Origin of the sequence: Rhizobium mesoamericanum STM3625 (assembly GCF_000312665.1) — a bacterium.
Taxonomy (GTDB): Bacteria; Pseudomonadota; Alphaproteobacteria; order Rhizobiales; family Rhizobiaceae; genus Rhizobium; species Rhizobium mesoamericanum.
This window is the reverse complement of record NZ_HF536772.1, coordinates 2,035,781-2,050,927: the sequence shown is the minus strand read 5'-3', so window position 1 is coordinate 2,050,927 and position 15,147 is coordinate 2,035,781. Positions and strand designations below refer to the sequence as shown.

Here is a 15,147-nt window from a genome sequence, read left to right as displayed (position 1 = left end):
GAATTCGGCAGGAATGCCGGCCCGGATGTTGCCTAACCGTTATCCTTGAGAAGACGGCTCTTTTGGCGGTTCCAATCGCGCTCCTTCTCCGACTCTCGCTTGTCGTGAAGCTTCTTGCCCTTGGCGAGCGCCAGCTCCATCTTTGCGCGGCCGCGATCGTTGAAATATATCTTCAACGGGATCAAGGTCATGCCTTCACGGTTGATCCCGGCCCGCAAGCGATTGATCTCACGGCTGGAAAGGAGAAGCTTGCGGCGCCGACGCGGCTCGTGATTGAAGCGATTTGCCTGCAGATATTCGGGCAGGTAGGAATTGATCAGCCAGATCTCGCCGTCCTCGTCCGAGGCATAGGATTCCGCGATATTGGCCTTGCCTTCGCGCAGCGACTTGACTTCGGTGCCCTTGAGCACGAGGCCGGCTTCGTAGGTATCGATGATTTCGTAGTTGAAGCGCGCCTTGCGGTTTTCCGCCACGATCCTCTTGACCACGCGCTCGCTGCCTTTGGGGGCCATAACACATTCCAAATGCTCAAGGGCGCGACTGTCGCGCCGTTATCTCTTTCCTTTTATGTACGGGAACATCGGCCTCCTGTGAAGGCAGGTCGAGCGGATTGCCTTAGTTCAGCAACCCGGCATGGCGCATTGCGGCGTCGATCGCCGCTTCCGTGGCAGGCTCCAACGTCGATACCAACGGCGAACGCACATTACGGCTCATGCGCCCCAACTTTGCCAAGCCATACTTTGCTCCGCAAAGGCCGGGCTCCATGAAGATCGCCTTGTGCAGCGGCATCAGGCGATCCTGATATTCCAGCGCCTTTGAGTAGTTACCGGCAAGCGTCGCGGCCTGGAACTCCGCGCAAAGACGCGGCGCCACGTTTGCAGTGACCGAGATGCATCCGACACCACCATGAGCATTGAAACCAAGCGCGGTCGCATCCTCGCCGGACAACTGCTTGAACTCCTTGCCGCAAGTCAGACGCTGCTCGGAAACGCGTTCGATCTTGCCGGTCGCATCCTTGACGCCAACGATGTTGGAGTGTGCCTTGGCAAGTGCGCCCATCGTTTCGGGTGTCATATCAACCACCGAGCGGCCAGGGATATTGTAAATATAAATCGGTAGTTGCACAGCCTCTGCAATTGCCGAAAAATGCGCGATCAAACCCTTCTGGGTCGGCTTGTTATAGTAGGGCGTGACAACAAGGATCGCATCCGCCCCCGCCTTCTCGGCATGCTGAGCAAGCTCAATTGCTTCACGCGTATTGTTCGAACCGGCGCCGGCCATCACGGGCACGCGCTTGGCTGCGGCTTCGATGCAAAGTTCCACGACCCGTTTATGCTCGGCATGCGACAGCGTCGGAGATTCACCGGTCGTGCCGACCGGAACGAGACCGCTGCTACCTTCCTTGATCTGCCAGTCGACATGGCTTGCGAACGAAGCTTCATCCACTTGTCCAGCATCGGTGAAGGGAGTGACGAGAGCGGGAATGGATCCCTGGAACATGCAGAACTCCTCATGGCCAAATTCACGCTTCGGCCGCATTCCTTGAATATTGGTGGGGCACCATAGTGCGGCGAAATCGCCGCGACAAGCGCGCATGGATCGGTTTAGGGCAAATTCCGACAGCAAATGTGAACGAAGTTTACTGGCATTAGTAAGCATTCGTTAAGATGGCTCCCGCCAAATGGTTGGGCGTGTTTTCGTTGTGAGTGTTCCATGAAGAGAGCAGTCCTGATCCTGTCCGCCCTTGGCTTTACCGCCGTCGCATGGAGCAGCGTCGCGTCGTCACTTCCGAATGAAAACGCCCCCGTTTCCGACGTAAAGCCGATCGGTTTTGTCCCACAAACGTCGGTGCCGGAGTCAATCGTGACCGGCTCAATTCCGCGCAGCCAGGCATTGGCACCCGTCAGCAGCGATTTGAAGTCAGGGCTGGATGCGCTTTCGGATAATAATCCCCTGCAGGCGCTCTCAATCCGCAACGGCATGGAGCGCGGGACGCTCGACCGGCACATTTTGACCTGGGCGATTGCGGTCTCCGGACAGAAGGGCATTCCGTCGACGGAGATTGCAGCAGCGGCGCAGGAACTCAAGGCATGGCCAGGGCTTTCGAAACTGCGGGCCTATTCCGAACGCGCCCTTTACGATGAGAACCCCGATCCAACGGCCGTCTTGGCAGCCTTCGGGCAGAGTGCACCGGAGACGACTTCGGGCGCGATGATCCTTTCGCGTGCACTCGTTGCAACCGGCAAGCAGAGCCAAGCGGCGAAATACATTCGCAAGGTTTGGCGCGGCGAGACGCTGGACAAGTCGACGGAAGACAAGATTCTGGCCGAGTTCTCCGGTTTGCTGACCTCGCCCGATCATAAGGCGCGAATGGACTTTTTGATGTATCGCAACCGCGCCGCGCAGGCCAAGCGCTTTGGCGACATGGGTCAGGCTCAATCGCTCTACAAGGCCTGGGCGGCCGTCATCAGCAAGGCCCCGAACGCTGGTGCGCTTCTTGCAGCGGTCGACGGCCAATGGAAAGGCGATGCCGGTTACCTTTTCGCACGCATCGAATACCTGCGAAAACAGGAGAAGTATGAGGAAGCCGCCAAGCTGCTGCAGCAGATGCCTCGAAATCGAAACGAACTGGTCAATGCCGGCGAGTGGTGGAACGAGCAGCGTATCGTCAGCCGCGGCCTCGTTGACCAGGGGGAATTCAAGGCCGCCTACACGATCGTTGCCAATTACGCCGCAACGACGCCGACCGACATCGTCGAGGCCGAGTTCCATGCGGGCTGGTATGCGCTGCGCGGCCTGCAGGATCCGGCGGCCGCACAGGCTCATTTCCGCAAAATTCTCGATTTCTCCAGCGGGCCGATTTCCGTGGCACGCGCCTGGTACTGGATGGGACGGTCCGCCGAGGCCGGCGGGGCTGGGAAGGCTTCTGAGTTCTACGACAAGGCCGCCAGCTATCCGACGACCTTCTATGGGCAACTCGCCAGCGACAAGCTCGGCCGCAAGACGTTGAATGTGGCTTACCCTTCACCCAGCCAGGCAGACCGCCAGCGCTATCTCGCACGGGAAGCCGTACAGGCGATTAGCCGTCTTGAGGCCGCCGGCCATAGCTGGCGGGCCAAGGACCTGTACCTGGCACTCGCCGAACAACTGCAAAGCCCCGGTGAGCTTGCGGTTCTGAGTGCGCAAGCGGAACGTTCAGGCGATCACCATCTGTCCCTGCAGGTCGGCAAGATCGCCTATTCCCGTGGCGTCGATGTCGCGGCTCTCGCATTCCCTCTTGGGGTCATTCCGACCAATGCCAACATCTCCGGTTCCGGCAAGGCGCTCGCTTACGCGATCGCCCGCCAGGAAAGTGCTTTCGATCCAGCCGCCGTTTCAGCCGCAGATGCTCGCGGGCTGTTGCAGATATTGCCGGGAACTGCGAAGGCTGTCGCCAAGCGTCACAACATTGCCTATTCCAAGGACCGGCTGACGGCGGACGCCGGCTACAATGCCACACTGGGGGCGCACTATCTCGGCGAACAGATCGACGCTTTTGGCGGCTCCTACATCATGACCTTTATCGCCTACAACGCGGGCCCCAAGCGAGTGCCCGAATGGATCGGCCGTTACGGCGACCCACGCGGCCAGTCGATCGACGCCATCGTCGACTGGATCGAGCGGATCCCCTTCCCCGAGACGCGCAACTATGTGCAAAGGGTGATGGAGAATTACGAGGTGTACAAAGCGCGTCTCGGGCAGCCGAGTGACATCGTCCGTGACCTGACCGGCGGCCGCGCGTCCTGATCGGGATTTGCGAATAAGGCCGACCTCGCTAATCTGTGCCTCGTATAACCGGGACGATGCGAGTGGGCGAGACAAAAGATGACGGCTTCCGAGCGATAACCTACCTCTCGGAAGATGGATTGAGGCTCTATGCGCGGGACTATGGCGGTCCACAGGTGGCGGGCAGCTGGCCGATCGTCTGCCTCCCGGGTTTGACGCGAAATTCCCGTGACTTTCACCAGCTGGCGCTCTTGCTGTCCACCGACGCGGCGACACCGAGACGCGTCGTCAGCCTGGACTATCGTGGACGGGGCCGCTCCGCTTGGGATCTCGACAAGACCAACTACAATCTCGGCGTCGAAACACGGGACGTCATTTCGGCCTGCCAGCATCTCGCAATCGACCGTGCCATCTTCATCGGAACGTCCCGCGGTGGGCTAATTCTTCATCTTCTGGCTGAGATGCGGCCGGATCTGATTGCAGCGGTCATTCTGAACGACATCGGGCCGAAGATCGAAGCCAACGGCCTGAAGCGCATTCGAGACTACCTGAACTTTCCCGTGCCGCCGAGCGATTGGCCGGAAGCCGTCGCATTTCTCAAGGCCTGCCACGGGCGGCACTTCCCCGCTCTCCACGAGCCTGATTGGCAGGAGATGGCAGCCGCAATCTATCGCGACGTGGACGAAAGACCCGTGGCCGACTTCGATCCCGCCATTGCCGCTCAACTGCAAACGATCGATTTCGACCGGCCGCTGCCTGATTTCTGGCAATATTACGACGGGCTGGCAGCTTTCCCGATCTTACTCATCAAGGGGCAAAATTCCGATCTTCTCTCGGAGAGGACGATTGCCGAAATGGCAGTCCGCAACCCGTCGCTTGCGGTGCTGGAGGCAATTGATCAGGGACATGCACCATTGCTTCATCTTGAGCCGACGCTTCGGCGCTTAAAAGGGTTTCTGCAGGAGATCTAATTAATTAGGCAAGCGAGCTTCCAACCCGACTGAAATGAAAAAGCCCGGCTCGAAAGCCGGGCTTTCCTGATTGACATCAGTCAGATCAGATTAGAATGCACGCTGCAGACGGAAGTAGCCAGTCGTCTGGTCGTCGATGTCGTCACCGTCGAGGTACTGAACCGAAGCCTTGGCGTAGAAGTTGTCGGTGATCTGGTAGTCAAGCGTCAGACCAACCTTCCAAGCGTCGCCGTCGGCGAAATCCTGGTTGTTGGACTCGAGGCCGTAGTTCCAGAAATACTGAGCACCGGGGGTGATCTTCAACTTGTCAGTCGCCTGGATGGCGTACTCAGCTGCGATGGTCCACTCGGAAGCATCGTAGTAGGAGTTGCCGCCAGATGCCCAGACCGCTGCGAGGCCGAGCGTGCCCGGGCCAATTGCAACCGTACCCATGCCACGGATCGCACCTTCTTCATTGTCGGTGTCATAGCCACCGGTAACCTGATAGGTGAAGGCACCGGCCTTGCCGCCGAGACCGAGGGCAACACCAACGTTGTTCGGGTTCTCGCCAGGATTGTAGTGGCCGTCTTCCAGCTCGTCAACCGAGATACCGGCGTAGAAGTCGCCAGACTCGTACTGATAGCGGATGGAGTTGTGCAGCGTCTCGTGGCTTGCGAGAACGTCCGTCTCACCCGAGAGACCATCGTCCCACCAGCTGTAGAACAGACCAGCGCGGAAGCCGGCGATGTCGATGTAAGCCGAGTCGAGCTTGGTGTTCTGGAACGCGCTGTTGGCAGCATCAGCGTTTGCCTGCAGAACGATCACGCCGGTGAGCGGACCATACTCGGTGTCGCTCTTGGCCGTGAACTGAACCTGACCACGGGTAAACGCATCCCAGTCAGACGTGCCTTCCGGAAAGCCACCAGGGCCAGGATTGCCGTGATCAGACTGATCTTTGCCAAAATCTACCTGGAAACGGATGTAACCTTCGATCTTCAGGCAGGTTTCCGTGCCCGGGATGTAGAAGTAGCCAGTGCCGTAAGCGTCGCAGACGCGAACGTATTCAACCGGTTCCGGCTCAGCAGCAACGATAGCGTCAGCAGCCTGAGCACCGGAAACTACTGCGAGAGCAGCAGCGGAGCCGAGAAGAAGGCTCTTGATGTTCATATTGACCTCCAATTCAAAGTTTCGATCGGGTCTGGGTTTTTCGCCGTTAGAGCAGCGTTCCCTGCCCCATCCCCATGTTTCAAGAAGTCGGACGATCAACCGCCCTCGCTTCCGAAGTTGAAAATACAAGACCGGGACTGTCACGCAATCACCAACTTGCCCGTTTGGGGTATTTGCGACAGCCTTCCGCATGCGCTGTTGCTGAAAGGTCACAAATGCGGCACGCGCCGCTCCCGTTTCTTTATACTTTATTAAGAAACCCCTGATTCTGCGGGAGTTTACCGGCTTCGGGCAACGATGTGGGGCTGTGGATTGTGCCACATTGGAACCAGTTTCTTGCCGGATTCGGGTCTTTTGGGTGAGATGCGGATGACAAGAGTTGGCGCCCGCCCCGTGGCTACAGCTTCAATCCTAAGCAGAATCAGTTTCGCTGACGAAGGATGATTCTCAGTTCGATTCTGCTGACGCGAGATTCGGAGTGCCAAGCGCCCAAGTGGTAGCCAGGATCGCGCCGTAGTAGTCAGAACACATTGACGTGCCAGACCGGAGAGATCGGTGACGTTTTGACGAGCTGACAAGCCTATGGATTGCGATCTGCGATACGTCGATGACGAGACATGAAGGCTTGAACATTTGCCGAACCCTATCGGCCCAAGGAGCTACCATGTCTTGGGGACGATCTGCTACCTATGTCTCCGGGTCGGACAAAAATCGTGATGGCGGAGAGGAAGGGATTCGAACCCTCGATACGCTTTTGACGTATACTCCCTTAGCAGGGGAGCGCCTTCGACCACTCGGCCACCTCTCCGGTGGGAGCCTGATAGAGTCATTCGACAGGTGACGCAAGCGCTTTTTCGGCTTTTTCACCTGATGCTGGGGCGACCGACCTCAGCTCAACAGTTGCTTGAGATCGGCGGAAGCATCGGCAATGATCGCCTTGTCAGGATTGATCCCGGATTCCAGCATCTTCTTGCCGCTGACATAGGCCTTGGCGTCGTTGATCGCATCAACGGCGATAAACGACCCATTCTTGAAATACCAGATCGAATGGGCGCCGTCGCGCGAGCCCGGGCGCAGGACAGTGTCGTCATAACCCATATTGAACCCGGCGATCTGCAGCTTCACGTCATACTGGTCCGACCAGAACCAGGGCTTGGGGTCGTATGCTTCGTTGCCGCCGGCGATGATGGCGGCAACGGCCTCGGCCTGATCGACGGCGTTTTGCACCGATTCTAGGCGAATCCGTCCACCTTGCCACGGCAGGACTGCACAATCGCCGGCAGCGAAAATCGACGGATCAGATGTGCGGGCAAACTCGTCCACAATGATTCCGTTGGCGACCTCGAGACCGGCCTCCTTGGCGAGCTGGTCGTTCGGAACGACGCCGATGCCGACGATCACGAAGTCGACCTGGATTGTCGACCCGTCGGAAAGCTCGGCAGCAACGACCCGGCCTGCATGGCCAACAAGGTGCTTGAGCCCCGTCTTCTCCCGGATGACGACGTCATGGGTTTCATGAATGACCCGCATGATGTCGGCCGTCTCCTTGGCGGCGACACGCTGGAGGATGCGGTCGGCCATCTCGATGACGGTGACTTCGAGACCGCGGTGACGAGCGACAGCAGCCGCCTCCAGGCCGATATAGCCACCGCCAATGATGAGCACGCGACGCCCCGGGCGCATCTCCTCGGCCAACAGATCCGCATCGCGCTTGTCGCGGGCCACGTAGACACCTTCGAGATCTCCGCCGATTGATGCGGGCAGCGCTCGCGGCGTCGAGCCGGTCGTCAGTGCCAGCGTGCCGTAGTCCAACACAGAACCGTCCTGCAGCAGGACCTGCTTCTTGTCGCGGACGATCTGCTCGGCCCATGTGGAAAGTCTGATTTCGACATTGTTGTCGGCGTACCAGTGTTCCGGTCGGAAGAGCAGACGGTCGAATGTCATCTCGCCGAGGAGATATTTCTTTGTAAGGGGCGGCCGCTGATAGGGCAGCGCGTCTTCCGCACCGATGATGGTGATTGGTCGCGTGTCCTTGAGTGCGCGCAGTTTGGCGGCCAATGCAAAGCCCGCCTGCCCCGCGCCGATGATCACCAGTCTGTCCGTCACGTTCTTACTCCCAGCATGCAGTCGCCCCGTTCGAGCAAAGGCCTACGCCCTGCCTCCAGCGCCGTCAACCGGAAGCAAAGCGACCTATTCGATCTCAATCCAGCGGCGCTCGTGGAATGACTGTGCCATGGCGTGAACAGACTTCTCTATCCTAAGACCGTCTTCGAATGTCACGATCGACGACGGCTCACCGGAAATTGCGCGGATCAATTCGCGGCATTCGATGATTTTCAGATCGTTGAACCCGAGCCCGTGCCCAGGCGCTGGGATGAAGCGGTCGTAAGGCAGATGCGCCGGGCCGGCCAGTATCTTGCGGAAGCCCTGCTCCGAGGCGCGGCCTTCCGCCTGATAAAGTTCGAATTCGTTCATGCGCTCCTGATCGTAAGCGATCGAGCCTTTCGAGCCGAAGATCTGCAGCGCGATTCGCCCCTTACGGCCCCAGGCTGCGCGGTTTGCCATCAGCACAGCGGAGATTCCGCCGCCCAGACGCATCAGCACGTTGGCCGCGTCGTAATTCTCGACATCGCGGCGCCCGCCTTCCTTCAGCGGCCGGCTACCGTAGGGCTTCACCATGTCCGTGATGACGGCCTCTACGTGGCCGAACAGGTACCAGAGCAAGGACAAAGGATGCACGGCGAAATCATCCAGCGCCCCGTATCCGGCCGAAAGCTCACTCTTCCAATAGAAGAAAGCATTGGGATCGGCCATGAAGTCCTCATCCATCTCGACGCGGATGTGATTGACCGCACCGATCGCTCCTTGCTCGATCAACGCCCTGATATGCCGCATGACGGGATTTTGAATATAATTGTAGCCGAGAACGGCGACCTTGCCCGCGGCCCTCGCGGTCTTCAACATACGCTCGGCGTCGGAGTATGCCGGCGCCATCGGTTTCTCGCACCAGACATGCTTACCGGCTTCAAGCGCAGCAATGGCCATCTCCGCGTGGAACTGGTTCGGCGTAGTGATCGACACGACATCGACTTCGGAATCGGCGATCAGGGTGCGCCAATCGGCCGTTGCTTTCTCGAAGCCAAACTCGGATGCGCGCTTCTCGGCAAGGTCGCCATTGGCTTCCGCCAGATGGATCAGGCGCGGGCGTTCGATATCGCCGAACACGGTCTTTACCGCATTCCATGCGAGGGCGTGACATTTGCCCATATAGCCGGTGCCAATCAGACCGATTCCCAGTGATTTCATCGTATCTCCTCCAGATGCCGGCCGAATTTTTGGAATATTTAGATCATTTTGACAAGCAGCCCTCCCGCATACCGTTGCTGTGGCTCCGCTGAAAACTGTTCAAAACACTTGGATTTCAATGGAATAAAAACAATTGGGCTCGCGCATTAAAATCAATTATGCTCGTAATTATGGAATGTTTATTTCGTTCGATGGACAGCGTGCATGGACAGTGACAGCAAAACGCCCGCCAGGGTTCCGCGCGACTTCGAGAGCCTGCGCAGCATTATCATCGAACGCAAAGCAACCATGCCGAAGCGACTTGCACAGGTCGCAGCTTTTGCACTCGGTAACCCCGACGAAATCGCCTTCGGCACGACGGCCAGCATCGCCGCGGCATCTGCTGTGCAGCCGTCGACCCTGGTGCGCCTGGCGCACCACCTCGGCTACGAGGGTTTCTCCGACCTTCAGAGCATTTTTCGCGAGCGCCTGCGCGACCGTACGCTGACGTATGAAGAGCGGCTTGTGACGCTGGAGCAGGCAAGCGGCGAGGACGAGGACGCCAACCTGCTTTCCGGCTTCATTTCGGCCGCAAACCAATCGGTCAACCGGCTCGCGGCCACGGTACAGACGGACACCTTTACCAAAGCCGTCGATATTCTCGCGGCTGCCGAGACGATCTATCTGATTGCCAAGCGGCGCTCGTATCCGCTCACAGCGCACATGACCTATGCCTTCTCGAAGCTGAATATCCGGCACCAGATCGTCGCCTCGCCGAACGGCGTCGATCCGGAAATGGTGCAATTCGCGACTGAGAAAGATGCAGCGATTGCGGCAAGCTTCTCTCCCTATGCGGCTGATAGCCTGAGCCAGACGGAAGCGTTGGCCGATCGCGGCGTGCCTGTTGTCGCCATCACCGATTCGGCGTTTTCGCCGCTTGCCGCCCGCGCCACCTGCTGGTTCGAGGTGGCTGAGGCAGACTTTGCCGGTTTTCGTTCGCTCTCCGCCTCGATGGCCTTGACGATGGCGCTCCCGGTTGCAATCGCCGAGCGGCGGCGCAAGCGTACACACGCAAAATCGACAAAATGAAAAATGGAACAAACATTCCGAATTGACATCAAGACGGAACCGATGTTTCATTATGAGCAATCAGCAGGCGCCAAGTCGTAGCTAAAAATCTAGCGGGAGGACATCATGGCACAACCGAACCTGGGCTCGCAGCCGGAACTTGACGTGATCACGATTGGCCGCTCGTCTGTCGACCTCTACGGGCAGCAGATCGGCTCTCGGCTCGAAGACATCGGCTCCTTTGCCAAGTCTGTCGGCGGCTGCCCTGCCAACATCGCGATCGGGACGGCGCGCCTCGGCCTCAAATCGGGCCTGATCACCCGCGTCGGCGACGAGCAGATGGGTCGCTTCATCATTGAGCAGTCCGCACGCGAAGGCGTCGAGACGAAGGGCATCAAGACCGACAAGGAGCGTCTCACTGCGCTGGTGCTTCTCGCCGTCGAAGCCGAAGGCGTGTCTCCGATGATCTTCTATCGCTCGGATTGCGCCGACATGGCGCTCGACGAAAACGATGTCGATGAAGGCTTCATCAAGTCGTCGCGCGCCGTCCTTGTGTCGGGCACACATTTCTCCCGGCCGAACACGGAAGCCGCACAGCGAAAGGCCATCCGCATCGCCAAGGCCAACGACCGAAAGGTGATATTCGACATTGACTATCGGCCGAACCTCTGGGGTCTTGCAGGCCATGCTGAAGGCTTCGAGCGCTATGTGAAATCCGACCGTGTCTCAGCCAAGATGAAGGAAACCCTTCCAGACTGCGATTTGATCGTTGGGACGGAAGAGGAAATCCTGATTGCGTCAGGTGCCGATGACGTGCTCGGCGCACTCAAGGAAATCCGCCGTCTGTCGCCGGCAACGATCGTGCTAAAGCGCGGCGCCATGGGCTGCATCGTCTATGACGGTCCGATCAGCGACAATCTGGAAGATGGCATTGTCGGCGAAGGCTTCCCCATCGAAGTGTTCAACGTGCTCGGCGCCGGCGACGCTTTCATGTCGGGCCTCTTGCGCGGCTGGCTGAAGAACGAGCCGCTGAAGACTTGTGCCACCTGGGCCAATGCTTGCGGCGCTTTCGCGGTCTCCCGTCTGCTCTGCTCGCCGGAGTATCCGACGTGGGCCGAGCTCGACTTCTTCCTGAAGCACGGCAGCAAGCACCGCGCCTTGCGCAAGGACGAAGCAATCAACCAAATCCACTGGGCTTCAACTCGCAAGGGCGAAATTCCGCTTCTCATGGCGTTGGCGATCGACCATCGCTCGCAGCTCACGAGCGTCTGCGATGAGCTCGGCGTCGACTACAAGAAAATCGTCGCCTTCAAGCGTCTTGCCGTGGAAGCCGCCGCGCGTGTTGCCGATGGCCGCGACGGTTACGGCATGCTGATTGATGAGCGCTTCGGGCGCGACGCCTTTTTCGATGCGGCAACCAAGAACTTCGCCTGGATCGGCCGCCCGGTGGAACTGCCAGGGTCCAAGCCGCTACGCTTCGAATTCAGCCAGGACATCGGCTCGCAGCTCGTCGAATGGCCGCTCGACCATTGTATTAAGTGCCTGTGCTTCTACCATCCGGACGATCCGGCAGCGCTTAAGACCGAGCAGCAGGAAAAGCTGCGCACGCTATTTGAAGCCGCCCGCAAGGTTGGCCGCGAATTGCTCATCGAAATCATCGCGAGCAAGAACGGACCATTGACCGACGACACGATCTCGACGGCGATGGAAGAGCTCTATGCCCTCGGAATCAAGCCCGACTGGTGGAAGCTCGAGCCTCAGGCTTCGACAGCTGCCTGGAAAAAGATCGACGCGGTGATCGCCAAGAACGACCCATGGTGCCGCGGGATCGTGCTGCTCGGTCTCGAGGCTCCGGCTGACGAGCTGGTGAAAGGCTTCGAGGCGACATTGGCGGCTCCTTCCGTGAAGGGTTTTGCCGTCGGCCGCACGATTTTTGCGGACGCAGCACGCGGTTGGCTTTCCGGCACGTTGAATGATGAAGAAGCGATCGCTGACATGGCCGAACGCTTCCGCCAATTGACCGAGGCCTGGTTGAAAACCCGCGGTCTACATTAACTAAAGCATTTGGGAGGTGCCTCATGGGCAAGACTGTACGTTTGACGATGGCTCAGGCCGTTACGCATTTCCTCAAGAAGCAGATGACGCTCGTCGACGGCAAGAAGATACCGATCTTCGGCGGCGTCTGGGCGATCTTCGGGCATGGTAATGTGGCCGGCATCGGCGAGGCGCTCTACCAGGTCCGTGGCGAACTGCCGACCTATCGCGCTCATAACGAGCAGGGCATGGCGCACGCGGCCATCGCTTATGCGAAGGCGAACTTCCGCCAGCGTTTCATGGCGTGCACGACCTCGATCGGCCCTGGTGCCCTCAATATGGTGACGGCCGCTGGCGTCGCCCACGTCAACCGCATCCCGGTTCTCTTCCTGCCTGGCGACGTTTTCGCCAACCGTGCACCGGATCCGGTGCTGCAGCAGATCGAAGATTTCGGCGACGGCACGGTTTCGGCGAACGACGCCTTCCGTTCGGTTTCCCGCTATTTCGACCGCATCACCCGGCCCGAACAGATCATCTCGGCGCTGAAGCGCGCCATGCAGGTGCTGACCGACCCCTTTGATTGCGGCCCGGTCACGCTGTCATTGTGCCAGGACGTGCAGGCTGAAGCCTTCGATTACCCCGAGAGCTTCTTCGAGGAGCGCGTCTGGACCACGCGTCGTCCGCGCCCGGACGCCGACGAGCTGGCAAACGCCATCGCTCTCATCAAGAAATCCGAAAAGCCCGTCATCATCGCCGGCGGTGGTGTGCTCTATTCGCAGGCCACCAAGGAACTCACAACGTTTGCTGAAGAACACCGCATCCCCGTCGTCGTCACGCAGGCCGGCAAGTCAGCGATCGACGAGCGGCATCCGCTGGCGCTTGGCTCCGTTGGCGTCACCGGCACATCGGCGGCCAATGCAATTGCAGCCGAAACAGACCTGATCGTTGCCGTCGGCACCCGCTGCCAGGACTTCACGACCGGGTCCTGGGCGCTCTTCCAGAACGAGAAGCTGAAGATTCTCGGCTTGAACATTGCTGCATACGATGCCGCCAAGCACGATGGCCAGACATTGGTGGCCGATGCCCGCGAAGGGTTGAAGGCTGTCTCTAGCGGGCTTGCTGGCTGGAAGGCACCGGCTGCGCTGGCGGAGAAGGCGGAACGGGAAAAGAAGGTCTGGATGGACGCCGCCGCCAAGGTGATGGCGAGCACCAATGCCGCCCTGCCCTCCGACGCCCAGGTGATCGGCGCCGTCACGCGCTCTATCGATCTCGAAAAGGCAATCGGCCTTTGCGCCGCCGGCGGTCTGCCGGGCGAGATGCACAAGCTCTGGCCGGCGACTGCGCCGGGAAGCTACCATATGGAGTATGGCTTCTCCTGCATGGGCTACGAGATTGCGGGCGGCCTTGGCGCCAAGATGGCGCATCCAGAGAAGGAAGTTTTCGTTCTCGTCGGCGACGGATCGTACATGATGCTGAATTCCGAGCTCGCGACGTCGGTCATGCTCGGCCTGAAGCTCAACATCGTCCTGCTCGACAACCGAGGCTACGGCTGCATCAACAGACTGCAGATGGCGACCGGTGGCGCGAACTTCAACAACCTGCTGAAGGACGCGCACTACGAGGTCATGCCGGATATCGATTTCCGAGCACATGCCGAGAGCATGGGCGCGATTGCAGTCAAGGTTGCTTCGATTGCCGAGCTCGAGAAAGCGATTGCCGACTCGAAAAAGAACGATCGCACCTCGGTCTTCGTGATCGACACCGATCCGCTGGTTACGACGGAAGCCGGCGGCTACTGGTGGGACGTTGCCGTTCCCGAGGTCAGCCCACGCGAGCAGGTCAACAAGGCGCATGCGGCTTACGTCAAGGCGCGCGCCGCCCAGCGCATCGGCTGATCGACCAATTTCATGGGAGGAGCGGCCCCGCTCCCCCAACAATGCCTTTAAGGAGACTATTGATGAAGGCCAAACTTGGCATGTCGCCGATCGCCTGGTGGAACGACGATCTTCCTGAGCTCAGCGACGACGTATCTCTGGAAGAATGCCTGCGCCAATCGCGCAGCGCTGGATTCACCGGCATGGAACAGGGCCGCCGCTTTCCCAACAATCCCGCCGAGATGCTGCCGATCCTGCGCGCCGCCGATGTGACGCTCTGTGGTGGCTGGTTCTCCGGCACGCTTGTTGACGAGGATCTTTCGGCCAACAAGGACCGCATCGCGCCGATGATCGAACTCTTCAAGGCCGTCAACGCGCCTTGCATTGTCTATGGGGAAGTCGGCCGTTCAATCCAGGGCGACCGTTCCAAGCCGCTCACGACCAAGCCGCGCCTCTCGGATGACGAGATGAAGGCTTATGCGCGCAAGGTCACGCAGTTTGGCGAATGGTGTGCCGAGCAGGGCATGCCGCTTTCCTATCACCATCACATGGCGGCCGTCGTCGAGACCGAGCCGGAACTCGACGCCTTCATGCGCAACTCGGGTGACGGCATTCCGCTCCTGCTCGATGCTGGTCACCTGGCCTTTGCCGGCGGTGACGTGCTGCGAGCTATCGACAATCACCACGCCCGCATCAATCACGTTCACGTCAAGGACATCCGCAAAGCCGTCGTCGACGGGCTCGACCGCAGCAAGCAGTCTTTCCTCGATGCGGTGGCGCTCGGCGCCTTCACCGTGCCTGGCGACGGCTCGCTCGATTTCGGAGCAATAGTCAAGCGGTTTGCCGATTATGGCTACGAGGGCTGGTTCGTCGTCGAGGCAGAGCAGGATCCGCGTAATGCACCCCCGCAGAAGATGGCAGAGATCGGCCATGCCGAACTGATGCGCGTCATGACCGCGGCAGGCTACACGGTGGAAACCGAAGGCTTTCCGAAGGGATAGCGT

Annotated in this window: 11 protein-coding genes and 1 tRNA gene; 6 read left to right on the top strand and 6 right to left on the bottom strand. The window is 59.4% G+C overall.

The window, feature by feature from the left end; all coding sequences use genetic code 11:
• Window positions 1-32: 32 nt before the first annotated feature.
• A complete protein-coding gene (smpB, locus tag BN77_RS09930; protein WP_007531170.1) occupies window positions 33-512 on the bottom strand; it encodes an SsrA-binding protein SmpB in 480 nt (159 codons plus the stop codon).
• Window positions 513-615: 103 nt separating this feature from the next.
• Window positions 616-1,500 carry a 4-hydroxy-tetrahydrodipicolinate synthase gene (gene dapA / locus BN77_RS09925; protein ID WP_007531168.1) on the bottom strand — a complete coding sequence of 295 codons (885 nt, stop codon included), beginning with the start codon at window positions 1,498-1,500 and terminating at the stop codon, window positions 616-618.
• A gap of 213 nt (window positions 1,501-1,713) precedes the next feature.
• Between dapA and BN77_RS09920 the strand changes: the two genes are divergently transcribed.
• Both BN77_RS09920 and BN77_RS09915 read left to right on the top strand, forming a co-directional pair.
• On the top strand, window positions 1,714-3,786 hold the full coding sequence (locus BN77_RS09920; RefSeq protein WP_007531165.1) for a lytic transglycosylase domain-containing protein: 2,073 nt from the start codon (window positions 1,714-1,716) through the stop codon (window positions 3,784-3,786).
• 62 nt (window positions 3,787-3,848) lie between these two features.
• Window positions 3,849-4,736, top strand: coding sequence for an alpha/beta fold hydrolase (locus BN77_RS09915; protein WP_007531164.1), 888 nt, complete (start codon window positions 3,849-3,851; stop codon window positions 4,734-4,736).
• 90 nt (window positions 4,737-4,826) lie between these two features.
• On the opposite strand, the gene BN77_RS09910 is transcribed toward BN77_RS09915, so the two are convergent.
• From BN77_RS09910 to BN77_RS09895, 4 genes are all read right to left on the bottom strand, one after another.
• A complete protein-coding gene (locus BN77_RS09910) occupies window positions 4,827-5,882 on the bottom strand; it encodes a porin (RefSeq protein ID WP_007531162.1) in 1,056 nt (351 codons plus the stop codon).
• Window positions 5,883-6,599: 717 nt separating this feature from the next.
• A tRNA-Ser gene (locus BN77_RS09905) sits at window positions 6,600-6,690 on the bottom strand.
• Between the two features lie 80 nt (window positions 6,691-6,770).
• Window positions 6,771-7,988, bottom strand: a complete 1,218-nt coding sequence (locus tag BN77_RS09900) for an NAD(P)/FAD-dependent oxidoreductase (RefSeq protein WP_007531159.1) — start codon at window positions 7,986-7,988, stop codon at window positions 6,771-6,773.
• Window positions 7,989-8,072: 84 nt separating this feature from the next.
• Window positions 8,073-9,188 (bottom strand): Gfo/Idh/MocA family protein, encoded by a 1,116-nt coding sequence (locus BN77_RS09895; protein WP_007531156.1) that lies wholly within the window; start codon window positions 9,186-9,188, stop codon window positions 8,073-8,075.
• Window positions 9,189-9,392: 204 nt separating this feature from the next.
• Here BN77_RS09895 and BN77_RS09890 point away from each other — a divergent pair, with 204 nt between their 5' ends.
• The 4 genes from BN77_RS09890 to iolE all read left to right on the top strand — a co-directional run bounded on the left by BN77_RS09890 (window position 9,393) and on the right by iolE (window position 15,144).
• On the top strand, window positions 9,393-10,256 hold the full coding sequence (locus BN77_RS09890) for a MurR/RpiR family transcriptional regulator (protein WP_007531154.1): 864 nt from the start codon (window positions 9,393-9,395) through the stop codon (window positions 10,254-10,256).
• 105 nt (window positions 10,257-10,361) lie between these two features.
• Window positions 10,362-12,290 (top strand): bifunctional 5-dehydro-2-deoxygluconokinase/5-dehydro-2-deoxyphosphogluconate aldolase, encoded by a 1,929-nt coding sequence (locus BN77_RS09885; protein WP_007531152.1) that lies wholly within the window; start codon window positions 10,362-10,364, stop codon window positions 12,288-12,290.
• A 23-nt stretch (window positions 12,291-12,313) separates the two neighbouring features.
• Complete coding sequence (gene iolD / locus BN77_RS09880; RefSeq protein WP_007531150.1) at window positions 12,314-14,164, top strand: 3D-(3,5/4)-trihydroxycyclohexane-1,2-dione acylhydrolase (decyclizing); 1,851 nt, start codon at window positions 12,314-12,316, stop codon at window positions 14,162-14,164.
• A gap of 62 nt (window positions 14,165-14,226) precedes the next feature.
• Entirely contained in the window at window positions 14,227-15,144 is a 918-nt protein-coding gene (iolE, locus tag BN77_RS09875) for a myo-inosose-2 dehydratase (protein WP_007531148.1), read from the top strand.
• Window positions 15,145-15,147: the final 3 nt, after the last annotated feature.

Coding starts and splice junctions, on each gene's coding strand:
- BN77_RS09910 (WP_007531162.1), bottom strand. CDS start 5,882: ATGAACATCAAGAGCCTTCTTCTCGGCTCCGCTGCTGCTCTCGCAGTA.
- BN77_RS09885 (WP_007531152.1), top strand. CDS start 10,362: ATGGCACAACCGAACCTGGGCTCGCAGCCGGAACTTGACGTGATCACG.
- BN77_RS09895 (WP_007531156.1), bottom strand. CDS start 9,188: ATGAAATCACTGGGAATCGGTCTGATTGGCACCGGCTATATGGGCAAA.
- iolD (WP_007531150.1), top strand. CDS start 12,314: ATGGGCAAGACTGTACGTTTGACGATGGCTCAGGCCGTTACGCATTTC.
- dapA (WP_007531168.1), bottom strand. CDS start 1,500: ATGTTCCAGGGATCCATTCCCGCTCTCGTCACTCCCTTCACCGATGCT.
- BN77_RS09920 (WP_007531165.1), top strand. CDS start 1,714: ATGAAGAGAGCAGTCCTGATCCTGTCCGCCCTTGGCTTTACCGCCGTC.
- smpB (WP_007531170.1), bottom strand. CDS start 512: ATGGCCCCCAAAGGCAGCGAGCGCGTGGTCAAGAGGATCGTGGCGGAA.
- iolE (WP_007531148.1), top strand. CDS start 14,227: ATGAAGGCCAAACTTGGCATGTCGCCGATCGCCTGGTGGAACGACGAT.
- BN77_RS09890 (WP_007531154.1), top strand. CDS start 9,393: ATGGACAGTGACAGCAAAACGCCCGCCAGGGTTCCGCGCGACTTCGAG.